This window comes from Ramlibacter algicola, assembly GCF_016641735.1.
Classification (GTDB): domain Bacteria; phylum Pseudomonadota; class Gammaproteobacteria; order Burkholderiales; family Burkholderiaceae_C; genus Ramlibacter; species Ramlibacter algicola.
This window is the reverse complement of record NZ_JAEDAO010000001.1, coordinates 934,714-957,396: the sequence shown is the minus strand read 5'-3', so window position 1 is coordinate 957,396 and position 22,683 is coordinate 934,714. Positions and strand designations below refer to the sequence as shown.

Annotated in this window: 24 protein-coding genes; 13 read left to right on the top strand and 11 right to left on the bottom strand. The window is 70.4% G+C overall.

Annotated elements, in window-relative coordinates:
• Nucleotides 1-66 precede the first annotated feature (66 nt).
• From I8E28_RS04755 to I8E28_RS04740, 4 genes are all read left to right on the top strand, one after another.
• A complete protein-coding gene (locus I8E28_RS04755) occupies nt 67-627 on the top strand; it encodes a type 1 glutamine amidotransferase domain-containing protein (RefSeq protein ID WP_200786805.1) in 561 nt (186 codons plus the stop codon).
• A 31-nt stretch (nt 628-658) separates the two neighbouring features.
• Nucleotides 659-1,231, top strand: coding sequence for a flavin reductase family protein (locus I8E28_RS04750; protein ID WP_200786802.1), 573 nt, complete (start codon nt 659-661; stop codon nt 1,229-1,231).
• Between the two features lie 103 nt (nt 1,232-1,334).
• Nucleotides 1,335-1,676, top strand: coding sequence for a hypothetical protein (locus tag I8E28_RS04745; protein ID WP_200786799.1), 342 nt, complete (start codon nt 1,335-1,337; stop codon nt 1,674-1,676).
• A 62-nt stretch (nt 1,677-1,738) separates the two neighbouring features.
• A complete protein-coding gene (locus I8E28_RS04740) occupies nt 1,739-1,957 on the top strand; it encodes a hypothetical protein (RefSeq protein WP_200786796.1) in 219 nt (72 codons plus the stop codon).
• Here I8E28_RS04740 and I8E28_RS04735 read toward each other — a convergent pair.
• Complete coding sequence (locus I8E28_RS04735) at nt 1,954-2,211, bottom strand: DUF3297 family protein (protein WP_200786793.1); 258 nt, start codon at nt 2,209-2,211, stop codon at nt 1,954-1,956. The genes I8E28_RS04740 and I8E28_RS04735 overlap by 4 nt on opposite strands.
• A gap of 92 nt (nt 2,212-2,303) precedes the next feature.
• Here I8E28_RS04735 and I8E28_RS04730 point away from each other — a divergent pair, with 92 nt between their 5' ends.
• On the top strand, nt 2,304-2,753 hold the full coding sequence (locus I8E28_RS04730) for a hypothetical protein (protein ID WP_200786790.1): 450 nt from the start codon (nt 2,304-2,306) through the stop codon (nt 2,751-2,753).
• Here the strand turns inward: I8E28_RS04730 and I8E28_RS04725 are convergent.
• The gene (locus I8E28_RS04725) at nt 2,750-3,790 is read right to left on the bottom strand and encodes an adenosine deaminase (protein WP_200786787.1); all 1,041 of its coding nucleotides are present in this window, start codon (nt 3,788-3,790) and stop codon (nt 2,750-2,752) included. The two genes, I8E28_RS04730 and I8E28_RS04725, sit on opposite strands and share 4 nt — an antisense overlap.
• A gap of 94 nt (nt 3,791-3,884) precedes the next feature.
• Between I8E28_RS04725 and I8E28_RS04720 the strand changes: the two genes are divergently transcribed.
• The 3 genes from I8E28_RS04720 to I8E28_RS04710 all read left to right on the top strand — a co-directional run bounded on the left by I8E28_RS04720 (nt 3,885) and on the right by I8E28_RS04710 (nt 8,126).
• Nucleotides 3,885-4,238, top strand: coding sequence for a hypothetical protein (locus I8E28_RS04720; RefSeq protein WP_200786784.1), 354 nt, complete (start codon nt 3,885-3,887; stop codon nt 4,236-4,238).
• 14 nt (nt 4,239-4,252) lie between these two features.
• A complete protein-coding gene (locus tag I8E28_RS04715; RefSeq protein WP_200786781.1) occupies nt 4,253-4,672 on the top strand; it encodes a hypothetical protein in 420 nt (139 codons plus the stop codon).
• A 370-nt stretch (nt 4,673-5,042) separates the two neighbouring features.
• Nucleotides 5,043-8,126 (top strand): S8 family serine peptidase, encoded by a 3,084-nt coding sequence (locus I8E28_RS04710; protein WP_200786778.1) that lies wholly within the window; start codon nt 5,043-5,045, stop codon nt 8,124-8,126.
• A gap of 59 nt (nt 8,127-8,185) precedes the next feature.
• On the opposite strand, the gene I8E28_RS04705 is transcribed toward I8E28_RS04710, so the two are convergent.
• The 5 genes from I8E28_RS04705 to I8E28_RS04685 form a co-directional block, all read right to left on the bottom strand.
• Nucleotides 8,186-8,554 carry a hypothetical protein gene (locus I8E28_RS04705; protein WP_200786775.1) on the bottom strand — a complete coding sequence of 123 codons (369 nt, stop codon included), beginning with the start codon at nt 8,552-8,554 and terminating at the stop codon, nt 8,186-8,188.
• 90 nt (nt 8,555-8,644) lie between these two features.
• Nucleotides 8,645-9,814 (bottom strand): BMP family ABC transporter substrate-binding protein, encoded by a 1,170-nt coding sequence (locus I8E28_RS04700; protein WP_200786772.1) that lies wholly within the window; start codon nt 9,812-9,814, stop codon nt 8,645-8,647.
• Nucleotides 9,815-9,855: 41 nt separating this feature from the next.
• A complete protein-coding gene (locus tag I8E28_RS04695; protein WP_200786769.1) occupies nt 9,856-10,776 on the bottom strand; it encodes an ABC transporter permease in 921 nt (306 codons plus the stop codon).
• Nucleotides 10,776-11,837 (bottom strand): ABC transporter permease, encoded by a 1,062-nt coding sequence (locus I8E28_RS04690; protein WP_200786766.1) that lies wholly within the window; start codon nt 11,835-11,837, stop codon nt 10,776-10,778. Before I8E28_RS04690 ends, I8E28_RS04695 begins: the two co-directional genes overlap by 1 nt.
• Nucleotides 11,834-13,498, bottom strand: a complete 1,665-nt coding sequence (locus I8E28_RS04685) for an ABC transporter ATP-binding protein (protein ID WP_200786764.1) — start codon at nt 13,496-13,498, stop codon at nt 11,834-11,836. The genes I8E28_RS04690 and I8E28_RS04685 overlap by 4 nt, the downstream gene beginning before the upstream one ends.
• A 6-nt stretch (nt 13,499-13,504) precedes the next feature.
• Between I8E28_RS04685 and xdhA the strand changes: the two genes are divergently transcribed.
• Genes xdhA through I8E28_RS04670 form a run of 3 tightly spaced genes read left to right on the top strand, consistent with a single transcriptional unit; the run spans nt 13,505 to nt 17,712 of the window.
• Nucleotides 13,505-14,959 (top strand): xanthine dehydrogenase small subunit, encoded by a 1,455-nt coding sequence (xdhA, locus tag I8E28_RS04680; protein WP_200786761.1) that lies wholly within the window; start codon nt 13,505-13,507, stop codon nt 14,957-14,959.
• Nucleotides 14,956-17,346: a xanthine dehydrogenase molybdopterin binding subunit gene (gene xdhB, locus I8E28_RS04675; protein ID WP_200786758.1), complete on the top strand. Its 2,391-nt coding sequence runs from the start codon at nt 14,956-14,958 to the stop codon at nt 17,344-17,346. The genes xdhA and xdhB overlap by 4 nt, the downstream gene beginning before the upstream one ends.
• Before the next feature lie 36 nt (nt 17,347-17,382).
• Nucleotides 17,383-17,712 carry a hypothetical protein gene (locus I8E28_RS04670; RefSeq protein WP_200786755.1) on the top strand — a complete coding sequence of 110 codons (330 nt, stop codon included), beginning with the start codon at nt 17,383-17,385 and terminating at the stop codon, nt 17,710-17,712.
• Nucleotides 17,713-17,722: 10 nt separating this feature from the next.
• On the opposite strand, the gene I8E28_RS04665 is transcribed toward I8E28_RS04670, so the two are convergent.
• Nucleotides 17,723-17,920, bottom strand: a complete 198-nt coding sequence (locus I8E28_RS04665) for a hypothetical protein (RefSeq protein ID WP_200786752.1) — start codon at nt 17,918-17,920, stop codon at nt 17,723-17,725.
• A gap of 112 nt (nt 17,921-18,032) precedes the next feature.
• Nucleotides 18,033-18,320, bottom strand: coding sequence for a hypothetical protein (locus tag I8E28_RS04660; protein WP_200786749.1), 288 nt, complete (start codon nt 18,318-18,320; stop codon nt 18,033-18,035).
• Nucleotides 18,321-18,529: 209 nt separating this feature from the next.
• Between I8E28_RS04660 and I8E28_RS04655 the strand changes: the two genes are divergently transcribed.
• Nucleotides 18,530-18,898 carry a hypothetical protein gene (locus I8E28_RS04655; protein ID WP_200786746.1) on the top strand — a complete coding sequence of 123 codons (369 nt, stop codon included), beginning with the start codon at nt 18,530-18,532 and terminating at the stop codon, nt 18,896-18,898.
• Nucleotides 18,899-18,935: 37 nt separating this feature from the next.
• Entirely contained in the window at nt 18,936-19,187 is a 252-nt protein-coding gene (locus tag I8E28_RS04650; protein ID WP_200786743.1) for a hypothetical protein, read from the top strand.
• Nucleotides 19,188-19,194: 7 nt separating this feature from the next.
• Here I8E28_RS04650 and I8E28_RS04645 read toward each other — a convergent pair whose 3' ends face one another.
• Nucleotides 19,195-20,340, bottom strand: a complete 1,146-nt coding sequence (locus tag I8E28_RS04645; RefSeq protein WP_200786740.1) for a S9 family peptidase — start codon at nt 20,338-20,340, stop codon at nt 19,195-19,197.
• 107 nt (nt 20,341-20,447) lie between these two features.
• Nucleotides 20,448-22,565 carry a hypothetical protein gene (locus I8E28_RS04640; protein WP_200786737.1) on the bottom strand — a complete coding sequence of 706 codons (2,118 nt, stop codon included), beginning with the start codon at nt 22,563-22,565 and terminating at the stop codon, nt 20,448-20,450.
• Nucleotides 22,566-22,683: the final 118 nt, after the last annotated feature.

Below are 22,683 nucleotides of genomic sequence, written 5' to 3'. Positions count from 1 at the left end.
AGGCGGCCGACAGCGCAGCGCCCGGATGCGTCGTACCTTGGGTCCATCCACGAACGGAGAACACCCATGGCGAATTCCACGGACCTCGGCGGCTGCAAGGTCGCCATCCTTGCCCTCGACGGCTTCGAGCAGGTCGAGCTCACCGAACCGCGGCGTGCGCTGCAGGACGCCGGCGCCACGGCCGAGATCGTCTCGGCCAAGCCGGGCGAGATCCAGGGGTTCAACCACGACAAGCCCGCCGACAAGTTCAAGGTCGACGCGACGCTCGACCGCGCGAAGCCGGACGACTACGACGCGGTGCTTTTGCCCGGCGGCGTGATGAACGGCGACACGCTGCGCATCAACCCGCACGCGCAGAAGTTCGTGCAGGCGATGCAGCAGGCCGGCAAGCCGATCGCGGTGATCTGCCACGGCGGCTGGCTGCTCGTCTCGTCCGGGCTGGTGAAGGGCCGCCACATGACCAGCTGGCCCACGCTGCAGGACGACATCCGCAACGCGGGCGGCCAGTGGAGCGACGAGCCGGTGGTGCGCGACGCCAACTGGGTGTCCAGCCGCAAGCCGGACGACATCCCGCAGTTCAACGCCGCGATGCTGGAGTTGCTCGGCAGCCGCGTGGCCGCGCACTGACCAGGATGGCGGGCCGAACGACAAGCCCGCCATGCCCTTCCAGCCCGTCGCCCTCCACCACGCCAGCCGTCTCGTCACGCACGGACCGACCGTGCTGGTGACGAGCGCGCTCGGCAGCCGCCGCAACATCATGGCGGCCGCCTGGTCGATGCCGGTGGAATTCACGCCGCCGCGCATCGCGGTGGTGATCGACAAGAAGACGTTCACGCGCGAACTCGTCGCGGCCAGCGGCGCGTTCGGCCTGTGCATTCCGGGGACGGCGCTGGCCGACCTCACCTATGCCGTCGGCAGCGCGAGCGGTCGCGATGAGGACAAGTTCGCGCGCTACGGCATCGACGCGGCGAAGGGACCGGTGCTCGGCATGCCCGTGCTCGAACACGGCTGCGCGGCGTGGCTCGAGTGCCGGCTGATCCCCGAGCGGCACACCGAAGACGCCTACGACACCTGCTTCGCCGAGGTCGTCTCGGCCGCGGCCGATCCGCGCATCTTCGCCAACGGCCGCTGGAACTTCGCGGCCGGCAACGAGGATGTGCAGACGATCCACCACCTCGGCGGCGGCTTGTTCGTGCGCGCGGGCGGCACCGTGCAGGCGAAGGCGCTGTGACGGCACCACCGCATGTCGCGCAAAAGCAGCCATTGAAACGTCCTGTCACTGCAAGGTCGCGCTGGCAAGCTGGGGTTCAGCATTTCGCCGCGACACTGCCGGCATGAAACTCGCCGCCCTGATCGCGCTCAGCGCCGCAGCCATCACCTTCTCGTCGACCGCGCTCGCCGACGACCACGGCCATGGCCATGGCAAGCACCACAAGCATGGACACACCGAGGTGTACTGGGACGGCCACTGCAAGGTGGAGCGCAAGTGGAAGGGCAACGGCGACTACAAGGAGAAGCGCAAGTGCGACCACCATGCGCATGCCCCGGCTCCCGTCGTCATCCAGCAGCCCGTGGTCGTCCAGCAGCCCGTGGTCGTCCAGCAGCCCGTCGTGGTGCAGCAGCCCGTGGCTGTCGAACCCGGGCTCGTGATCCACGGGACCGTCCGCGTCAAGTAGCCGCCCGGCCCGATCGGGCCAGTGGTCCGGGGTTGCGCGCTCGCCAGAATGCGCAAACGCCCATGCACACCGCTCCCGACCAGGCCCTCTCGATCGCGTGCGCGTCGGCGCAGGCGCACGGCTGGGCGCCCGAGGACCTCGCGGTGGCGATCTCGCTGGTGCCCGACGAGGCGTCGGGCCAGTGGCGGGTGAAGTTCACGGCGCGCGACCCCGCGGTCGTCCGCGCCGCCACGGTGCTGGTCGACGACCGCACCCAGCAGGTGAACTGGCTGCCGGCCTAGCGGTAGAAGGGCTCGACGGTGCCCTTGATCTTGATCAGCAGCGGCTGGCCGCGGCGGTCGACGGTCTTGCCAGCGGGCACGCGGATCCAGCCTTCGCTGATGCAGTACTCCTCGACGTCGTGGCGCTCCTTGCCGTTGAAGCGGATGCCGACGTCGCGCTCGAACACGGCGGCCACGTGGTGCGGGCTGCGCGGGTCGACGGACAGGCGGTCCGGCAGCGGCGGGGGCGTGGACGTGGATTGCTGGTCTTCCATGGGCTCCATTGTGCAGAAACGGTCGCGCTCGTCCGGATGCAGTTCGCAACGACGGCACCCCGCATGGCCCAACGGCCTGCAACATGCGGGCCGTGACGAAAGACATCCCCAACGCTGACCTCATCCGCGCCGTCCTCGACGGCCAGGTGGTGCAGGTCACGCCCGGCGGCGACCACGCCTGGACCGACATGGATCCGGCGATCGCCGTGTCGACGCTCGTGCGCGCGGCGTCCGGCCTGCGCTTTCGCCTCAAGCCGCGGTCCGTGATCGCGTGGATCCCGCTGCTGCGCACGCCCGAAGGCCTGGTGCCCGGCGCGCCCGTGCCGACCCGCGAGGAGATTCCCGCGCACCTGCCGGAAGGCCCGGTGGCGCGCGTGCTGCGCCTGGAGTTCGACGCCTACAGCGGCGAGCCGGCGGGCGTGCGCGCAGTCGATGCGGGGCCCGAGCGCGCCAGCGAGCGCGGCCAGCGCCCCAGTGAGCGGCCAAGCGACCGCTTCAGCGAACCCGATCTGCCGCCCGCGCCCGAAGACCTGCGCATCTAGGCGAAGCGCGCGAAGGCGGCGTCGAGCTGCTCGCGCCAGCGCTTCTTCTGGCCCGCGTCGGCGAAGCTGGCCTCGAAGCTGTTGGCCGCCAGCGTGTACGCCTGCGCCGCCGTGAGGCCCGTGGCCGCGAACGTCTGCAGGAAGTTGTCGTTCACGTAGCCGCCGAAGTAGGCCGGGTCGTCCGAGTTCACGGTGACCACCAGGCCGGCGTCGAGCAGCGCGCGGATGTTGTGCTGGTCCAGGCTCGGGAACACGCACAGCTTCAGGTTGGACAGCGGGCACACGGTGAGCGGGATGCGGTCCCTGGCCAGGCGCTGCATCAGCTGCGGGTCCTTGCTGGATTGCACGCCGTGGTCCACGCGCTCGACCTTCAGCAGGTCCAGCGCTGTCCACACGTACTCGGGCGGCCCCTCTTCGCCCGCATGCGCCACGAGGTGCAGGCCGAGTTCCCGGCAGCGCGCGAACACGCGCGCGAATTTCTCCGGCGGGTGGCCGACTTCGCTGGAGTCGAGGCCGACGCCGATGAACTTGTCCCGGAACGGCAGCGCCTGCTCCAGCGTCGCGAACGCGTCCTCTTCGGACAGGTGGCGCAGGAAGCACAGGATCAGCGATGCATCGACGCCCAGCTCGGTGCCCGCGCGCACGCAGGCCGAATGCAGGCCCTCGATGACGACCTGCATCGCCACGCCGCGCGCCGTGTGCGTCTGCGGATCGAAGAACAGCTCCGCATGGACGACGTTGTCGGCCTTGGCCTTCTGCAGGTACGCCCACGCCATGTCGTGGAAGTCCTGCTGCGTGATGAGGACGCTGGCGCCGGCGTAGTAGATGTCCAGGAAGCTTTGCAGGTTGGTGAAGGCGTAGGCCTGGCGCAGCTCCTCGACGCTCGCGTACGGGATCGCCACGCCGTTGCGCTGGCTCATCGCGAAGATGAGCTCGGGCTCGAGCGAGCCCTCGATGTGCATGTGGAGCTCGGCCTTGGGCATCGCGCGCAGCAACTCGGGCAGGCGCTCGGCGGGAATGGACGGAACGGAAGACATGGCGGCGAGTATCGCGCGGCCCCGGGACATTCCACCCATTCCACTCGCGGCGGCGAAGGCGCCGAATCGCGGTCCCGACCAACCGGAGATCGCCATGGCACCCAACCTCATCCTTTTCGCCTGGAACCGCTCGCTGCCCGGCCGCGAATCGCTCAGCGCGCAGCACTTCCAGGACTTCGGCAAGTACCTCGCGAGCCAGCAGGCCGCCGGCGCGATCGCGGGCTTCGAGCCCGTGTTCCTGGAACCGACCGCCGGCAGCGTCAACGGTTTCTTCATGATCCGCGGCGAGCCCGGGAAGCTGGCGCAGCTCACCGCGTCCCCGGAGTGGGCGCAGCACCAGGCGCGGGCGATGATGCACCTCGATGGCATGCAGTTGCTGCGCGGCGTCAGCGGCGCCGCGGTGCAGGAACAGATGGCGATCTGGACCAACGCCATCCCGCGGCAGTAGCCAGGAGACGAGCCATGAAGACCATCAGCAGCTGGTTCTTCCGGCTGGCGGTGCTGTACCTGCTGGCCGGCGTGACCCTGGGCATCGGCATGGCCGCGAGCCATGACCACGGAATGATGCCGGTGCATGCGCACCTGAACCTCCTCGGCTGGGTGTCGATGGCGCTGTTCGGCACCTTCTACCGGCTGTGGCCGGAGGCGGCGGACACGAAGCTGGCGCGCATTCACTTCTGGAGCTACGTGCCGGCGCACTTCGTGCAGATGGCGACGCTGGCGATGCTGTTCCGGGGCATGGCGTCGATCGAGCCGGTGGTGGCCGCGGCCTCCATCGTGGTGGGCCTGTCGATCGCGTGCTTCGCCGTGCTCGTGTGGCGGTACGCCGCCACGACGGCGCCGGCGCAAGGGTCGGCGACGGCGCGGCCCGCAGCGGCGTGAGAACGTGAAGGCCCGCCCGGCGGCGGGCCTTCACGAAGCCGGTGATGCCCGGCGCGCCGGCGAAGCACGTCTTCGCCGGCGCCCTCCTCCACGCACGACACGCATCGCGGCCTGCGCCGCAGCGCGGCCGTGGGGGACTCCAAGGGAAAACGAGAACGCCGCCCAAGGTGCGTGCATCGGTGCACGCGTGGCAGCGGCGATTGTCGCGTTGGAAGCCCGCGATTCCTGCTGTTGCCCCTCTTGACGAGCCATGTGGCGCGCGCGCGAAATGGCTGAGCCATCGCGCGCCCACCGGCACTGCGATGGCGCCGAGATCCCATCAGCAAACGCCGCGCGCGCCATGAACACGCCGGCATCAGGAGATCACCCGATGCGACTTCCCACCCTTCCACGTTCGCTGGCGCTCGCGCCTGCGCTCGCGGTGCTGCTCGCCGCCTGCGGCGGCGGCGCGTCCGGGCCCGACCCGGCCGTCGCGCAGGCACCCGCCCAGCTGGCCACGGCCGTCCAGGCCACGCAACTGAAGTCGGCCGCCCAGCCGCAGGCGCCCGTTGCCGACACTGCGTCGGCGGCGGCCACCCCGGTGGCGACCTACGGCGACGACGGCGGCAGGCGGCGCGGCTCGGCCGTGCCGGCCGCGCGGCGCACCAACAGCATCTACATCGTCGAGATGGATGCCGCGCCGGTGACGCGCTACGACGGCAGCATCAAGGGGTTGCAAGCCACCAGGCCGGGGAAGGGAAAGAAGATCGATCCCGACGCGCCCGCGGTGGTCGGGTACATGGGGTACCTGGCGGGACGGCATGACGCGGCGCTGCGCGGTGTCGGCAACGCCAGGAAGGTCTACGACTACGGCTACGTGTTCGACGGGTTCGCCGCCGAACTGAGCGATGCGCAGGCGCAGCAACTTGCCGCCACCAAGGGCGTGCTGGCGGTGACCAAGGACGAACTGCGCAAGATGGACACGAACAGCACGCCGGCCTTCCTCGGGCTGTCGGGTGACAACGGCCTGTGGACGCGCACGGGCGCCAAGGGCGAAGGCGTGGTCGTGGGCATCGTCGACTCGGGCATCTGGCCGGAGTCGGCCAGCTTCGGCGACCGCACCGGCGTCAACGGCAACGCGACGCAGGACGGCAAGCTGGGCTACCAGCAGATCCCCGGCTGGCACGGCAAGTGCACGCCCGGCGACCAGTTCGCCGCGAGCAATTGCAACCAGAAGGTCATTGGCGCGCGTTGGTACAACGCAGGATGGGGCGGGGACGCCGGCATCCGCGAACTGTTCCCCGAGGAGTTCATCTCGCCGCGTGATTGGGGCGGGCACGGCTCGCACACGGCCAGCACCGCGGCAGGCAACAGCAATGTTCCTGCCGGGCCAGGCATCTTCACCAGCGGCATGGCGCCTCGCGCCCGCATCGCCGTCTACAAGGTCTGCTGGTCCGTCGAGCCGGACGGCGGCTGCTTCGGCTCGGACAGCATCGCGGCCATCGACCAGGCCGTGGCCGACGGCGTCGACGTCATCAACTTCTCCATCAGCGGCACCAGCACCAATTTCCGCGACGGCGTGGAAATCGCGTTCCTGAACGCCGCCGATGCCGGCGTGTTCGTCGCTGCGTCCGCCGGCAACAGCGGGCCGACCACGCAAACGGTCGCGCACCCCAGCCCCTGGGTCACCACGGTCGCGGCGGGCGCCACCAAGCGGCCGACCGTCGCCGAACTGGTCCTCGGCAACGGCGCCACCTACACGGGCAGTTCGGGGACGCAGGGCTCCGCTTCCGGATCGATCGTCAATTCCACGGCGGTGGCCGATGCCACCAAGGCTGCGGACGCTGCACGCCTCTGCTTCTCGTCGGCATGGCCCGGCGGCCCCGGCCTGAACCCGGCCCTCGTGAGCGGGAAGATCGTCGTCTGCGAACGCGGCACCAACGATCGCGTGGACAAGAGCCGCGCGGTCAAGGAAGCCGGCGGCGTCGGCATGGTGCTCGTGAACGTCGATCCCGCCACCGACTCGCTGGTGGCGGACGTCCACTCCGTGCCGACCGTGCACCTGCCGGTGGCCAACCGCGTCGCGATCGAGTCCTACGCGGCCAGCATGGGCGCCACGGCATCGATCAGCCCGTCGCACCCGGACATGAGCGTCGTCGTGCCGACCACCGCCGACTTCTCCTCGCGCGGCCCGCTGCGCGCATCGGCCAGCCTGCTGAAGCCGGACATCATGGGTCCGGGCGTCGACGTCCTCGCCACGGTCGCGCCCCCGGGCAACGGTGGTGCGAACTTCGCGCTGTACAGCGGCACCTCGATGGCCAGCCCGCACATCGCCGGCATCGCCGCGCTGTTCAAGGAGATCCAGCCGACGTGGTCGCCGATGATGATCAAGTCGGCGCTGATGACCACCGCCTACGATACCGGCGACACCGGCATCACGGATGCGACCCGCATCTTCCGCCAGGGCGCGGGGTTCGTGCAGCCGAACGCGGCCACCGACCCGGGCCTGGTGTTCGACTCCAGCTTCGCGGACTGGCTGGGATTCCTGTGCGGCACGCAGCTGCCGGTGTCGTTCTGCACCAGCGCCAACGTGCCGGTGATCGCCCCGTCGGACTTCAACTCGCCGTCGATCGCCCTCGGTGCATTGGCCGGCGTGCAGACCGTCACCAGGCGGGTCACCAACGTGGGCAAGTCCAGCGCGACGTACACGGCATCGTCGGCGGGACTCACGGGAGTCACCGTCTCCATGACGCCGGCATCGTTGTCCATCGGCCCGGGCCAGACGAAGGACATCACGCTGCGGTTCGCGCGGACATCGGCCAACCTGAATGCCTTCACGGGCGGCCAGCTCACGCTGACCGACGGCAAGCACAACGTGAGAGTGCCCGTGGTCGCCCGGCCGGTCGCGCTGGGGGCCCCTGCCGAAGCGACGGGGAGCTATCCGGTGACCTTCGGCTATGACGGCGCGTTCACGGTGCAGCCCCGTGGCCTCGTGGCATCGACCAGGTCCACCGGGACCATCGCCACGAATGCGGTCAAGGACTTCAACTTCACGATGCCGGCGGGGGTGACGTACCTGCGTTTCTCGCTGTTCGACGCGGACGTGGCCGCCGGGACCGACCTCGACCTGGAGGTCTACTTCAACGGCGCCCTGGTCGGTGCGAGCGGTGGGCCGACGGCGGCCGAAGAGGTGAACTTCACCGGCGTGCCCGCGAACGCCGTCCTGACCGTGCGGGTGGTCGGATTCGCAACCCCTGCCGCCGGCACCAACTTCACGCTGCACAGCTGGATCCTCGATGGGACGAGCGCCGGCAACATGACGGTGTCCGCGCCCGCGACCGCCACGACCGGCGGGACGGGGACCGTGACGGTGGGCACATCGGGCCTCGCGAGCGGCACCAGGTACCTGGGTTCCGTCGTGTATGGAGGTGGGGCAAGCCTGCCCGCACCGACCATCATCCGCATCGACAACTAGCTGGAAGCCGCCTAGGGCGGCCAAGCAGCAAGCCCGGGCTGGTCCCGGGCTTTTTTTCGTCAGTCGCGTCCCGAAGGGAGCGGGTCCTGCGCGCGCCCCGCCGGGCAGGCGAGGAAGCCGCCGCGGCGGCTCGCGTGGTAGTCCAGCGCATGGCCGCCCGCTTCGACCTGGATGCGCCAGCCCGGCACCAGCGCCTGCGTGGCCAGCACGCCAGGCCGCGGGCACCCCAGCGATCCGTCGCGCCACGTCACGCTGTCCACCTTCAGCACGCGCACCTGCGAGGCCGCGACGTTCGAGCGCCGCGCGGCATCGGCGCGCACGGTGTCCAGCAGCTCGCGCGCTTCGGGCACGACGGGCTCGGACGACGCGCAGGCATGCAGCAGGGGCAGCACGAGCAGGCAGGCGTGCGAGAGGCGAGAACGGGACATACGGGCAGTCTAGGCCCGTCGTCAATGAACAGGCCGCCCGGAGGCGGCCTGTTCATGCATGGTTCCCGGCCTGCGCCGGGATGACATCGCTTATTTCTTGTCGCCGCCCGGCACCTTGCCTTCGACGCCCTTGACGTAGAAGTTGATGCCGCCCAGGAACTTGTCGTCGGCGACGGCGTCCTTGGCCAGCACTTCCTTGCCTGCGTTGTCCGCGATCGGGCCCTTCCAGATCGAGAAGCTGCCGTCCTTCAGGCCGGCCTTGACCGACTCGAGCTTCTTCTTCGCGTCTTCGGGCACGTCCGCGGCGACCGACACGAAGTCGATGGCGCCTTCCTTGACGCCCCACCAGATCTTGTCCGGCGACGCCTTCCAGGTCTTCTCGAGCACGTCACGCGTGGTCTTGACGTAGTACGGACCCCAGTTGATGACGGCCGAGCCCAGGTGCGCCTTGGGACCGTAGGACGTCATGTCGCTGTCCCAGCCGAAGGCACGCTTGCCCATCTTCTCGGCGGTCTGCAGCACGGCCGACGAATCGGTGTTCTGCATCAGGATGTCGGCGCCGCCGTTGATCAGCGACGTGGCCGCGGCGGTTTCGTTGGGGGGATCGAACCACTTGCCGACCCACACGACGCGGGTCTTGACCTTCGGGTTCACCGACTGCGCGCCCAGCGTGAAGCTGTTGATGTTGCGCACCACCTCGGGAATCGGCACCGAGCCGACCACGCCCAGCGTGTTGGACTTGGTCATCGCGCCCGCGATCACGCCGGCCATGTACGCGCCTTCGTAGGTGCGGCTGTCGTACGTGTTCAGGTTCGGGCCGGTCTTGTAGCCGGTGGCGTGCTCGAACGTCACGTCCTTGAACTCGCCGGCGACCTTCACCATCGGGTCCATGTAGCCGAAGGTGGTGCCGAACACCAGCTTGTTGCCCTGCTGCGCCATGTCGCGGATCACGCGCTCGGCGTCGGCGGACTCGGGCACGTTCTCGACGAAGGAGGTCTGGACCTTGTCGCCGAATTCCTTCTCGACCGCCTTGCGGCCGTTGTCGTGCGCGAAGGTCCAGCCGCCGTCGCCGACGGGGCCGACGTAGGCGAACGCGATCTTCAGCGGCTCGGCCTTGGCGGCCGGTGCGGATGCGGGCGCGGCGGCGGTGGGCGCGGGCGCCGGCGCGGCCTCGTCCTTCTTGCCGCAGGCCACGAGGGCGCTGGCCGCCAGCGCGGACAGGGCCGCCGCCTGCAGCAGCGATCGTTTCTTCAGGTCCATCGTGATATTCCTCTGAGAGTGCGTGAGCGCGGGAGCCCGGATTATGAGCCGGGGTAAAACGGCCGGCCAAGCGACGCCGGCATGTTGGCGCGAATCCACGCGGGGTTGCGGGAGATCAGCGCCAGCACGGCGATCGTCGCGATGTAGGGCAGCATGGCCAGGAACTGCGTCGCCACCTCGACGCCGACGCCCTGCAGGTGGAACTGCAGCATGGTCACGCCGCCGAACAGGTAGGCCCCAAGCAGGACCCGTGCCGGGCGCCAGGTCGCGAAGGTCGTCAGCGCCAGCGCGATCCAGCCGCGGCCGGCCACCATGCCTTCCACCCACAGCGGCGTGTAGACGACGATGAGGTAGGCACCGGCGAGGCCACACAGCGACCCGCCCGCCACCACGGCCGCGAAGCGGATCCAGCGAACGCGGTAGCCCAGCGCGTGGGCGGACTCGGGCGACTCGCCCACCGACCGCAGCACCAGCCCCAGGCGCGAGCGCCAGAGGAACCAGACAAGGAACACCGCCAGCGCGATGGCCACGTAGACCAGCGGGTGCTGGCGGAACAGCGCGGGGCCGAGCACGGGGATGTCGCCGAGCACGGGGATGGAGAAGTGCGGCCGCTCGGGCAGCTTCTCCTGCACGTACTTGATGCCCGCGAAGGCCGAGAAGCCGCCGCCGAAGAGGCTGAGCGCCAGCCCCGCTGCGTACTGGTTGGTGTTGAGCCAGATGACCAGCACGCCGAGCACCGCGGCCATCAGGGCGCCTGCAGCCATGCCGGCCGCGAAGCCAAGCCAGTCGCTGCCCGTGTGCACCACCGTGACGAAGCCCGCGAGCGCGGCGCACAGCATGATGCCTTCCGCCCCGAGGTTGACGACGCCGGCCTTCTCGTTGATCAACAAGCCCAGCGCCGCCAGCGCCAGGATGGTGCCCGCGTTGAGCGTGGCCGCGATGAGGAGTGCGTAGCTGTCCATCACGCCGCCCTCCCGAAGCGGACACGGTAGGCGATCAGCGTGTCGCACGCGAGCAGGGTGAACAGCAGCAAGCCCTGGAAGACGCCGGTCAGCGACTTGGGCAGGCCCAGGCGCGACTGGGCGAGTTCGCCGCCGATGTAGAACACGCTCATGAGGATCGCGGACAGCACCATCCCCACGGGATGCAGGCGGCCGACGAAGGCCACGATGATCGCGGCGAAGCCATAGCCGGCCGGCACGTACGGCGTCAGCTGGCCGATGGGGCCGGCCACTTCCAGCGCACCGGCCAGGCCCGCCGCACCGCCCGACACCAGCAACGCGAGCCACAGCGCTCGTCGCGACGAGAAGCCCGCGTAGCGCGCCGCCGCCGGTGCGAGGCCGCCCACCTGCTGCGCGAAACCCGCGCGGGTGCGGAACAGGAACACCCACAGCGCCGCGGCGCCGGCCAGCGCCAGCAGCAAGCCGATGCTCACGCGCGAGCCGGTGAACAGGCGCGGGATCTGCGTGACGGCCTCGAAGCTGCGCGTCTGCGGGAAGTTGTAGCCGCCCGGGTCCTTCCAAGGGCCGACCACCAGGTAGTACAGCAACTGCTCGGCGACGTAGACCAGCATCAGGCTCACGAGGATTTCGTTGGCGTTGAAGCGGTCACGCAGCGCCGCGGTGACGCTCGCCCACGCCATGCCCCCGACCACCCCTGCGAGGAGGATCGCGACGACGATCCAGCGGCCCGTGTCCTTGCCCGCGAGCAAGGCGACGCCGCCGGCGACGATGGCGCCGACGATGAACTGGCCCTCGGCGCCGATGTTCCAGACGTTGGAGCGGAAGCACACGGCCAGCCCCAGCGCGATCAGCAGCAGCGGCGTGGCCTTCACGGCGAGTTCGCCGATCGCATAGCCGGACTTCACCGGCTCCCAGAAGAACACCTGCAGCGCGCGCACCGGGTCCTTCCCCAGCGCCGTGAACAGCACGACGCCGATCAGCACCGTGAGCAGCAGCGCGAGCACCGGGGAGCCGATGCTCCAGAAGCGCGAGGTTTCGGGACGGACTTCGAGGCGGATCATGCGGTCGCCTCCTCGTCCGCCGGCTCCCACAGCCCGCTCATCCACTCGCCGATCTTCCCGACGGTGGCCTCGCGCCGCGGCATCGACGGCGACAGCCGTCCCTTGGCGATCACGTGCAGCCGGTCGCTCACCTCGAACAATTCCTCCAGCTCCTCGCTCACCACGAGCACCGCACAGCCTGCGTCGCGCAGTTGCAGGATCTCGGCGCGGATCTGCGCCGCGGCGCCGACGTCCACGCCCCAGGTCGGCTGCGAGATCACCAGCAGCCGCGGCTTGGCGGAGATCTCGCGGCCGACGATGAATTTCTGCAGGTTGCCGCCGGACAGCGAGCGCGCCGCCGCGTGCGGGCCGCCCGCCTTGACGTTGAAGCGCTGGATCAGGTTCTGCGCCTGCGTGCGCAGCGCGCGCACGTCGATCCAGCCCGAGCGGCCGACCGCATCCGTCCTCGTGAGCAGCAGGTTCTGCGCGAGCGGCAGCGACGGCACGGCGCCGCGGCCCAGGCGTTCTTCCGGAACGAAATGCAGTCCGAGCTGACGGCGGCGCGCAGGGCCGAGGCGGCCGGCGCCCTGCCCGGCGACGCGGATCGCGTCGGCCGGCGCGCGCGTGTCTTCGCCGGAGACGGCAGCCATCAGTTCGCGTTGGCCGTTGCCGGACACGCCCGCGATGCCCACGACTTCCCCCGCGCGCACGTCGAACGCGACGTCGTGCAGGTCGACGCCGAACGGCGACTCGCGCTCCAGCGACAGGCCGCGCACCTGCAGCACGACGTCGCCGGGCTGGCGGTCGTGGTGCTGCAGCTGCGGTGGCTCGGCGCCGATCATCATCCGCGACAGCGACGCGTTGCTCTCCTGGCGCGGGTCGCACTCGCCGGTCACCTTGCCGCCGCGCAGCACCGTGCAGGCGTCGCACAGCGCGCGGATCTCGTGCAGCTTGTGGCTGATATACAGGATGCTGCAGCCCTGCGCCGCCAGCTGGCGCAGCACGATGAACAGCTTGTCGACCGCTTGCGGCGTCAGCACCGAGGTCGGCTCGTCCAGAATCAGGAGCTGCGGGTCGGTGAGCAGCGCGCGGATGATTTCGACCCGCTGCATCTCGCCCACCGACAGCGTGTGCACGGGCCGCGACGGATCGACCGGCAGGCCGTACTCGGCGGCCTTGGCCTCGATGCGGCGCGCCACTTCCGCCAGCTTCAGGTGCTTGTCCAGGCCCAGCCAGACGTTCTCGGCCACCGTGAGCGTGTCGAACAGGCTGAAGTGCTGGAACACCATGCTGATGCCGAGCGCGCGCGCCTCCTGCGGATTGCGCACCTGCACCGGCTGGCCGTTCCAGAGCACCTGGCCGGCGTCGGGACGCACCGAGCCGTAGATGACCTTCATCAACGTGGACTTGCCGGCACCGTTCTCGCCCAGCACGGCATGCGTCTGGCCGGGCAGCACGGACAGCGAGATGCCGTCGTTGGCGACGACGGCCGGGTAGCGCTTGGTGATGCCTTGCAGCTGCAGGCGGGGGGCCGCGGCGGATGGCTGCTTCGGGCGGGCGGTCACCACGTCGGTGTCGCCACGCGCGTGGCGGTCGTGGTACTGTGGTCTCTCATCTGCGGGGCGGCTTCGCTTCCAGGTGGCAGGGCCCTTGCCTCCGGCGCCGGCCTCTCGTCCGACCATCGCTCCATGCACTCCCAGACGATCCGATTCATCCGCCGAGGCGAGCTGGTCTCGCTGGGCAATGTACCACCCGCGCGCACCCTGCTCGAGGTGCTGCGCGAGGACCTCGGCTGCACCGGCACCAAGGAAGGCTGCGGTGAAGGCGACTGCGGCGCCTGCACCGTCGTGCTCGGCGAAGCGGTCGACGGCCGCCTGCAGTACCGCGCCGTCAACAGCTGCATCAAGCTCGCGCATTCCGTCGATGGGCTGGCCGTGTGGACCGTGGAAGACCTCGCCGGGCCGGACGGCACGTTGCACCCCGCGCAGGAAGCCATGGTCCGCTGCCACGGTTCGCAATGCGGCTTCTGCACGCCGGGCTTCGTGATGAGCCTGTTCGGCGTGTACCAGAACTACGTCTGCCAGGGCAAGCCGGTGACGCGCGAGCTGGCGCAGTCGGCGCTGTCGGGCAACCTGTGCAGGTGCACGGGGTACCGGCCGATCCTGGACGCGGCGGTGGAGATGGCGGCGGTGCCGAAAGTCGGAGTGGATGAGGCGAAGGTGCTGGCGCAACTCGCCCAGCTCCGCGGCTCCCACGAGGCGGCGGGCTACATGGCCCCCGACTCCCTCGACGAGCTCCTCTCGCTGCGCGCCGCGCACCCCGATGCCCAGGTCGTCGCCGGCTGCACCGACGTCGGGCTGTGGGTCACCAAGCAGCACCGCGAGTTCGCCCAGGTGCTGGACGTGACGCGCGCCCGCGAGTTGCGCCGCATCGAGCAGCATCCTTCGCACATCGTGATCGGCGCGGCGGTCTCGCTGTCCGACGCGTACGACGCGCTGGTGCAGGACCGGCCGCAACTGCGCAGCTTCGCCGAGCGCTTTGCCGGCCTGCCGGTGCGCAACGCCGGCACGCTCGGCGGCAACGTCGCCAACGGTTCGCCGATCGGCGACTCGATGCCGTTGCTGATCGCGCGGGGGGCCCGGATCGTGCTGCTGCGCCAGGGCGGCCAGCGGGAACTCCCGCTGGAAGACTTCTACACGGGCTACCGGCGCAACGTGCTCGCACCCGACGAACTCGTCGGCTCGGTCCTGGTGCCTCGGCCGCAGCCGGGCGAGTTGCTGCGTGCGTACAAGATCTCCAAGCGATTCGAAGACGACATCTCCGCCGTCTGCCTGGTCATCCGCATGGAGCTCGAGGCCGGGCGCGTGGCGAGCATCGGCATCGGCGCGGGCGGCGTGGCGGCGACGCCGGTGCGCGCACGCCAGGCCGAGGCCGCGCTGCTCGGGCAGCCGTGGACGGAGGACACCGCTCGCGCCGCGGCCGAGGCGTTGCGCGCCGAGTTCCAGCCGATCAGCGACATGCGGGCGTCGGCGGCTTACCGCCAACAGGTGCTCGGCAACCTGGTGCAGCGGTTCTGGCTGGAGAGCCAGGGCGCGCGCGGCATCAACCTGGAACGGATCGCGATCGGCGAGGTGGCCGCATGAACGCACGCGAAGGCGAATTCACGGCAGCCACGGGCGGTGGGCCCGCCGGGGCCGCCGATGCCGGCGAGCGCAACCTCGCGCCCGGCACGCAGTCGCCGCACGCGCCGACCGCGACACAACCCGCCGCGGGCCGCGCCCTGCCGCACGAAAGCGCGCGCGCGCAGGTCGCCGGCACGGCGACCTACGTCGACGACATCCCCGAGGTGCGCGGCACGCTGCACGCCGCGCCCATCCTGTCGACGGTCGCGCACGGCCTGCTGCGCGGCGTCGACGCCGAAGCGGCGCGGGCGATGCCCGGCGTGCGCGGCGTCCTGTTCGCCGAGGACATTCCGGGCGATCCGGTGCTGGCCACCTTCGTGCACGACGAGCCCGTGTTCGCGCGCGACAAGGTCGAACACGTCGGCCAGGTGATCGGCCTGGTCGTCGCCGACACCGTGATGCAGGCGCGCCGCGCCGCCCGCGCCGTCCAGGTCGACATCGAGCCCCTGCCCGCGGTGCTGGACGTGCGCGAGGCGCATGCGAAGCAAAGCTACGTGCTGCCGCCGGTGACGGTGCGTCGCGGCGAGCCCGAGCAGGCGCTTGCAGCGGCGAGGCACCAGCTGCAGGGCCAGCTGGAAGTCGGCGGCCAGGAACACTTCTACCTGGAAGGCCAGGTGGCGTACGCGGTCCCGATGGAGCAGGACCAGTGGCACGTGTACTCCAGCACGCAACACCCCGCGGAGGTGCAGCACTGGGTCGCGCACGCGCTCGGGCTCGAGAACAACGCCGTGACGGTCGAGTGCCGGCGCATGGGCGGCGGGTTCGGCGGCAAGGAAACCCAAGCGGGCCACATGGCCGTGTGGGCGGCACTGGCCGCCCACAAGCTGCGGCGCCCGGTGAAGCTGCGGCTGGACCGCGACGACGATTTCCTCGTCACCGGCAAGCGGCACCCGTTCGCCTACGACTGGGAAGCGGGCTTCGACGACACCGGCCGCCTCACGGGACTGAAGGTCGCGATGCTGGCCAATTGCGGCTTCTCGGCCGACCTGTCCGGCCCGGTCGCGGACCGCGCGATCTTCCACACCGACAACGCCTACTACCTCGGCGACGTCGAGATCCGCTCGTACCGCTGCAAGACCAACACGCAGAGCCACACCGCATTCCGCGGCTTCGGCGGCCCGCAGGGCGTGATCCTCATCGAGGCGATCCTGGGCGAGATCGCGCGCCACCTCGGGCTCGATCCGCTCGACGTGCGCAAGGCCAACCTGTACGGCGTCGAAGACCGCAACGTCACGCACTACCGGATGAAGGTCGAGGACAACATCCTCGACCCGCTCATCACGCAACTGGAGGCGTCGTCGCGTTACCGCGAGCGTCGCGCCGAGATCGCGCGCTGGAACGCGAAGAGCCCGGTCATCAAGCGCGGCCTCGCCATCACGCCGATCAAGTTCGGCATCAGCTTCACCGCCACCTTCTTCAACCAGGCCGGCGCGCTGGTGCACGTGTTCACCGACGGCAGCGTGCAGGTCAACCACGGCGGCACCGAGATGGGCCAGGGCCTGCACACCAAGATCATGCAGGTGGTGGCCGACGAACTCGGCGTGCCGTTCGAGCGCGTGCGCTGCACCGCGACGGAGACCGGGAAGGTTCCCAACGCATCGGCGACGGCCGCGTCCAGCGGGACCGACCTCAACGGCCGCGCGGCGCAGTTCGCGGCGCGCAACGTGCGCGACAACCTGGCCGCGTTCGTCGCCGGCCTCGACGGCTGCGGCGCCGGCGCCGTGAGCTTCCGCGGCGGCCAGGTGATCTCGCCGAAGACCACCCGCGGCTTCGACGAAGTGGTCAAGTCCGCGTACGCCAACCGCATCCAGCTGTGGAGCGACGGCTTCTACCGCACGCCCAAGATCCACTACGACAAGGTCACGCTGACCGGCCGGCCGTTCTATTACTTCGCCTACGGCGCGGCGTGCAGCGAGGTGGCCATCGACACGCTGACCGGCGAGAACCGGGTGCTGGCGGTGGACATCCTGCACGACGTGGGCACTTCGCTGAACCCGGCCATCGACCTCGGCCAGATCGAGGGCGGCTTCATCCAGGGCATCGGCTGGCTCACCACGGAGCAGCTGGTCTGGAACGACAAGGGCCTGTTGGCGACGCATGCGCCGAGCACGTACAAGATCCCGACCGCGGGCGACCTGCCGCCGCACTTCCAGGTGCGGCTCTGGCACGAGGGCAACCGCGAGGACAACGTCGGCGGCAGCAAGGCGGTGGGCGAGCCGCCCTTCATGCTTGCCATCAGCGTGTGGGAAGCCCTGCGCGACGCGGTAGCGGCGGCCCGTGGCGACGGGCTCGCGCCGCTGGTCGCCCCGGCGACGGCCGAGAACGTCCTGCGGTCATTGCACGGCTGAGCTCCACGTTCGCGCCGCGCACGCCAGAATGGCTGCATGCGCGTGTTCTGCACCCCGCTCCTGTTCTGGGCCGACGGCATGACCGTGACGCCCCGGCTGGTGGTCGTGCATCCGCGCGTGCGTGGCGACGCGGGACTGCTGGCGCATGAAGCGGTGCATTGCCGCCAGATGCGCGAGGTCGGGATGCTGCGGTTCTGGTGGTGGTATTTCACCAACCCGGCGTTCCGCACCTGGGCCGAAGTGGAGGCCTACCGGGTGTCGCTGTGCCACCAGCCGCATGCGCTGCGGCATTTCGCGCGGACGCTGGTGAGGGGCTACCTGCTGCCGCTGGACGAGCAGCAGGCGGTGGCTCTGCTCGCGCCTTAGGAGCAGGCTGCTAGACGAACGTCAGCACCAGCCAGGTCGCGGCGCCCCACAGGGCCAGCGACAGGCCGCCACCGATCCAGAACGCAGGGCTCATCAGCAGGCCGGGGCCGTCAGTCGCCACCTCGGGCGCTTCGTGCGACCAGGGTCCCCAGCCGCTGCCTGGCAGGACGTTGGGGAACAGGGCGGGATCGAGGTGGGGGTGGCGCATCGTTCGACTCCATGGGGAATCGGGTGTGATGCTGCGCACCCCGCGGGGCGCGCCGTGTAGGAGCGGACGCGGTCACGGCCCCGGACGCCGTCGCGTCGCGGCGCGCGAAGCGTCAGTCGGGCACTTGCTCGCCGCGCGCCAGGCGCAGGCCGCTGCCGAGGGACCACACGCCCCAGCACACCAGCATCGCGGCCGCCGTGTAGCCGGCGGGGCTCTCCGGCACCCACCACGTGGGCCAGCCGGGGAAGCGGTCGGCCAGCAGCGCCGGCCGGCTGCCGTCGGGCGCCAGCTGCGCGAGGCCGCCCAGGAGCAGGCCGAACCCGCCGGAGAAGAACATCGCGAGCCCGCCCTGCACCAGGCGGCGCGGCGTGCGGGCGAACCACGGGGTCGAGAGTTGCATCAGCTCATCATCCGCGCGGATGGGCCATCTGCCCGTCGCGAGCGCTTCCGTGGCCGTGCAAAGCAGCGTGGGCGTGCATCGCCCACGCGCGTGATGCGCAGCATCCACACTGGCTCAGCTGTCAGCGGCCGGCGGTGTCGCCGTCGTCCCGCCGTCCTACGCGCCGCCGGCTGAGCCACGGCGACGATGGCGGCCCACAGGGAGACCCCATGAGTCCAGCGCAAACGATGGCGGTGCCGCGGAAGCCGCCCATGGCGATGCAGGCGCCGTACCGGCCCAGCGCCTACCGGCTGCTGTGGAGCCGGATCCGCCGCTTCTTCCCGCCCCATGCCGAAGTCCTGCAGACGCCCGGCGGCGCCCTGGAGATCACCTGGTGCCTGACCGGCGGGCGCGGCTCGCGTTACGCGACCCCTGTGCTCGTCCGGCTGGAACGCGCCTGGGTAGCCGACGTCGAGTCCGCGGACGACTGGGGCCGCGGCGTGATGGCGAACCGCGCCGCCGAGACCGTGCGCCGGGGCATGTTCGGCTACGAGCCCGAAGCGCCGCTGCCGCAGGCGCGGGTGATCGTCGTCGGTTGACCGCGGTGTTGGCCGCACGCCGCACTTGGAGCCCGTGATGGACGTTTCCGCCCGCTTCGACACCACCCACCCCTTCCCCCTGTCGAGCCAGCTGCCGCATGATTCCGGGATGCGGCGCGACGAGACCTTCCACGACAGCGATTTCGACTGGGACGCGCTGACCGCGCGCCTGCCGATGCGCGTCACGGAGCGGCCGCCGAGCGAGATGAACCGGCTGGCCTGGATCGTCCTGCTGCTGCTGGTCTTCTGCCCGCCGCTGGGCTACGTGCTCGCCACCCTCTGGTACTAGCACGCGCCTACAGCGCGCGCATCCACTCCGCCATTTCGTCCGCGACCTGTGCGACCAGCTCCGGCTGGCCGGCGAGGTAGTGCGTGCCGCCGCGCACGTCGACGTTGCGGATGCGATCGCCGCCCGCGGCCAGCCACGCGTCGCGCGTGCTCGGGAACGTCGACTGGTCCGCCGTGTACGTGTGCAGCAGTACCGGCACGCTCGTGCGCGCCAGGTTGGCGGGACCGTCGGCTCGACTCGACGTCGACCACTGCGACAGGAACGCGGCCAGCGACGTGACGCGCCCCATCTGGCTCGCGGCCGCATTCACCGCTCGCGCGCCTTGGGCGCCAGCGGCCCACACGCTGCCCACGGCGCGGTCGTTCGCATCCAGCGCGAGATCGAGGAAGCGCGGGTCCGCATGCGTGCGGTGGATGACGAACACCTGGTCGCGCGGCGCGCCCGGCACCTTCACGCGCCGCAGCAGCGCGAGCCGCTCTCGCACCCAGGTCTCGATGCGCCCAAGGCGCGCCAGTTGCGCGGCGCGATAGCGCTCGAGGAAGGCCGGCGCGTACGGCGGGCCATTGCGCTCGTCGTACATGTCCAGGTCGAAGTTGGCCGAGATCGGGTCGTCCTCGTCGAACACCGACGGGTCGATCCAGTGCCGCATCAGGTGCGGGCGGCCCTCGTGCGCGGCGCACAGCGCCAGGCCCTGCACCGGCGGCAAGTCCTGCGGTGAGAGGCCGGCAGGCTCGCCGCCCGGCAGCGTGTCGATGTCCATGTGCTCGGCCTGCGCCTGGTAGAAGGCCGCGAGCGCGGCACCGCCGGAGTTGCCGACGAGCACGATGCGCTCGTAGCCCTGGTCGCGAAGGAACCGCACGCCGCCGCCCAAGTCCTGCAGCACGCGCTCCATCAGCAGCAGCGTGTCGTTGCCCGCGTAGCGCGAGTTCAGCCCGAGGCAGGCGACGCCGCGCGCGGCCAATGGCTGCAGCAGGTAGTGCCCCATGAAGTTGCTCGTCGGGTGCATCACGAGCGCGGCCACGCCGCGCGGCGCCTCGGCACGATGCAACGCACCGTAGATGCGTGGACGCAGCTGCTGCAGGCCGGACTGGCTGTCGAACGCGGCGCCCGGCAGGACGTCGATGGTGGCGAGTTCGGCGGACGGTGCGCTCATGGCGGCATTGTCGGGGAGGGGCCGTGGAATGAAAAAGGGCGCCGTGCCCCCCGGGGGGCACGGCGCCCGATCGGCTGTCCGGCGTCGCCGCCGGATCGCCTACGCGGTCAGTTCCACTGGAAGACCGACGACTTGGAGGTGCCGTCCGTCGTGCGGTAGTTGAACTTCACCTGGCGCGTGGGCGGATTGCCGACCGTCATGGCAGGCACGGCATACGTGAGGGTCGCGGACGTCGCGCCGGGGGCGATGGCCACGTTCGGCCCATAGCTGCCGACGCCGTCGATCGTCGCGCCGACGTTGAGCATCTGCTGCGCGGCCGGGTTCTGCACCCAGTCCAGCTCCAGTGCCGACTGCGCACCCGCGAAGGCGCCATTCGGGTCGAGGGCGGCGATCGTCTTGGGACCCGCCGCGTTCCAGGGCAGGTTCACCATCACGGTGGCAGGCACGGCGTCGTTCAGGAACGTCTTGGTCAGCGTGTACAGCGGGGCCGTGTCCGTACCGTAGAACAGTTCCACCTTGTAGCGCGCGCCCTTGACCATCTTGCTGATGTCGAACCCTTCGAGCGGCTGCGCCCACAGCAGGCTGTTGGGGTTGGACACGACCGTGGTCGCAGCGGAACCGGTCACGCCCATGGTCCGTTGGAGCCAGACCAGCGGACAGTTGGTCGTGGTGTTGTTGCCGCACAGGGCACCGGTCGTCAGGCTGCCGTTCTTGCTGAACAGGTCCATGCTTGGCACGGCCGAGTTGGGCGAGACCTTGAATACCAGCCCGCTGCCGGCGGCGCCGTTGCCGGGCAGCCCAGGGCCGGACACGCGTGCGGCTGCCAGCGTGGAACCGTTGCCGGGGTGGACGCTGCCCGGGCCCTTGGCGTTGACGCCCACCAAGAACCCGACCTGGAAAGTGCTGGGCTTGGTCGTGTTGGCGGGATTCAGCTGCTCCACGCGCCGCATGATCATGTTGGTCGTGACGTCCACCGGCTGCTGGTTGCCCACCAGCCACCAGTCGGTCGGCCGGGTGGCCGACGCGGTGCCGGGCAGCTTCGCCGCCAGCGTGATCGTGCTGCCGGGGTTGCCCTTCGAGTCGATGTAGCGGATGTTCATCACCGCGCGGTCGTAGGCCTCGAACGAGTCCGGCGCGGCGGTTGCCGACTTCGGATAGAAGGCCATGATCTCCGGGACGCTGAAGGTCGCGCCGGTCATCTGCTCGCTGGTCAGGATGCCGTAGAACTGCTGGCCGGCCGAGTAGCCGTTGTGCAGGTAGTCGATGTGGCCGGCGTTCGAGGCGTCGGAGACGAAGTCCTCGCAGGCCTCGCCGACCTGGTCGACCTCGGGGCCGCCTTCCGTCGACGGGCGGTCGACGACGTTCAGGGCGCGCTGCGCGACCGGCAGGGCGAAGCAGGCGGTGAACTTGGCGGCGGCGATCTGCGCTGCCTGCGACAGCGAGGAGACACCCGGGTCCGGGGCGGCGACCGTCGTGCCCGACGTGGTCGCGGTGGCCAGCGGCACCGGGGTCGGGTTGTCGATCGTGGTCAGCGCCAGCTTGCCGCTGGCGGGGTCCGTGACGACCTTCACCACGTCCAGCACCAGGTCGGCGGTGTTGCCCGTGCCGGCGGCGGTGGCGGCCGTGATCGACGTGGCGAACGGGTCGTAGCCGGCGGGGGCGTTGATGCTCGCGAGCACCGGGGCCAGCTGCGCCACCACGTTGTCGGTGACGGCCTTCAGGGCCGCGGCGTCGACGGTCTTGCCGTTCACCACGCTCATCGCGTTGCCGTCGGCGGCGAGCTGGGCAACGATGGCGGTCGTCAGCGGCGTCGCGTTCACCGTGAGCGCCGCGCCCGGTGCGGGCGTGACGGTGGAGACGCTCACCAGCGCCGGCGAGTTGCCGGTGGGGTCGGTGACGACGATGAAGAACGGCGCCACCTTGCCCGTCTTGAGAGTGCAGGTGTAGCTGCCGAGGCCGTTGGTGGTGATGCCGGTTTCGACGCAGGGCGACTCGCCCGTGGAATCCGTGATGGTGACCTTGGCGTTCGGGAGCGCAGCGCCCGTCGCGGCCACGCCGGTCAGGACCGCCGCGGCGGCGGCGGGGGCGGGTGCGGGCGCGGCAGGCGCCGGCGCGGGAGCCGGGGCGCCTGCCACCGTCTCGTCGCCGTCACTGCCGCCGCAGCCGGCGGCCATCAGGACCGTGCTCGCAACCAATGCATTGAGCCAAATCGATTTACTTTTCATGGAACGACGTCTCCTACAGGGCAAAAAGTGCCGCGCGAGTGTCCACGGCGCGAGAATCGCGGACTACTCCCCGTTTGGGGGATGGACGCCGTTGCGCGGCACTCGCGGCTGCCTTCCG

Coding starts and splice junctions, on each gene's coding strand:
- I8E28_RS04700 (WP_200786772.1), bottom strand. CDS start 9,814: ATGGACCTGAAGAAACGATCGCTGCTGCAGGCGGCGGCCCTGTCCGCG.
- I8E28_RS04640 (WP_200786737.1), bottom strand. CDS start 22,565: ATGAAAAGTAAATCGATTTGGCTCAATGCATTGGTTGCGAGCACGGTC.
- I8E28_RS04745 (WP_200786799.1), top strand. CDS start 1,335: ATGAAACTCGCCGCCCTGATCGCGCTCAGCGCCGCAGCCATCACCTTC.
- I8E28_RS04720 (WP_200786784.1), top strand. CDS start 3,885: ATGGCACCCAACCTCATCCTTTTCGCCTGGAACCGCTCGCTGCCCGGC.
- I8E28_RS04710 (WP_200786778.1), top strand. CDS start 5,043: ATGCGACTTCCCACCCTTCCACGTTCGCTGGCGCTCGCGCCTGCGCTC.
- I8E28_RS04665 (WP_200786752.1), bottom strand. CDS start 17,920: ATGCGCCACCCCCACCTCGATCCCGCCCTGTTCCCCAACGTCCTGCCA.
- I8E28_RS04695 (WP_200786769.1), bottom strand. CDS start 10,776: ATGGACAGCTACGCACTCCTCATCGCGGCCACGCTCAACGCGGGCACC.
- I8E28_RS04725 (WP_200786787.1), bottom strand. CDS start 3,790: ATGTCTTCCGTTCCGTCCATTCCCGCCGAGCGCCTGCCCGAGTTGCTG.
- I8E28_RS04715 (WP_200786781.1), top strand. CDS start 4,253: ATGAAGACCATCAGCAGCTGGTTCTTCCGGCTGGCGGTGCTGTACCTG.
- I8E28_RS04685 (WP_200786764.1), bottom strand. CDS start 13,498: ATGGTCGGACGAGAGGCCGGCGCCGGAGGCAAGGGCCCTGCCACCTGG.
- xdhB (WP_200786758.1), top strand. CDS start 14,956: ATGAACGCACGCGAAGGCGAATTCACGGCAGCCACGGGCGGTGGGCCC.
- I8E28_RS04655 (WP_200786746.1), top strand. CDS start 18,530: ATGAGTCCAGCGCAAACGATGGCGGTGCCGCGGAAGCCGCCCATGGCG.
- I8E28_RS04740 (WP_200786796.1), top strand. CDS start 1,739: ATGCACACCGCTCCCGACCAGGCCCTCTCGATCGCGTGCGCGTCGGCG.
- xdhA (WP_200786761.1), top strand. CDS start 13,505: ATGCACTCCCAGACGATCCGATTCATCCGCCGAGGCGAGCTGGTCTCG.
- I8E28_RS04755 (WP_200786805.1), top strand. CDS start 67: ATGGCGAATTCCACGGACCTCGGCGGCTGCAAGGTCGCCATCCTTGCC.
- I8E28_RS04645 (WP_200786740.1), bottom strand. CDS start 20,340: ATGAGCGCACCGTCCGCCGAACTCGCCACCATCGACGTCCTGCCGGGC.
- I8E28_RS04690 (WP_200786766.1), bottom strand. CDS start 11,837: ATGATCCGCCTCGAAGTCCGTCCCGAAACCTCGCGCTTCTGGAGCATC.
- I8E28_RS04650 (WP_200786743.1), top strand. CDS start 18,936: ATGGACGTTTCCGCCCGCTTCGACACCACCCACCCCTTCCCCCTGTCG.
- I8E28_RS04735 (WP_200786793.1), bottom strand. CDS start 2,211: ATGGAAGACCAGCAATCCACGTCCACGCCCCCGCCGCTGCCGGACCGC.
- I8E28_RS04660 (WP_200786749.1), bottom strand. CDS start 18,320: ATGCAACTCTCGACCCCGTGGTTCGCCCGCACGCCGCGCCGCCTGGTG.
- I8E28_RS04750 (WP_200786802.1), top strand. CDS start 659: ATGCCCTTCCAGCCCGTCGCCCTCCACCACGCCAGCCGTCTCGTCACG.
- I8E28_RS04670 (WP_200786755.1), top strand. CDS start 17,383: ATGCGCGTGTTCTGCACCCCGCTCCTGTTCTGGGCCGACGGCATGACC.
- I8E28_RS04705 (WP_200786775.1), bottom strand. CDS start 8,554: ATGTCCCGTTCTCGCCTCTCGCACGCCTGCCTGCTCGTGCTGCCCCTG.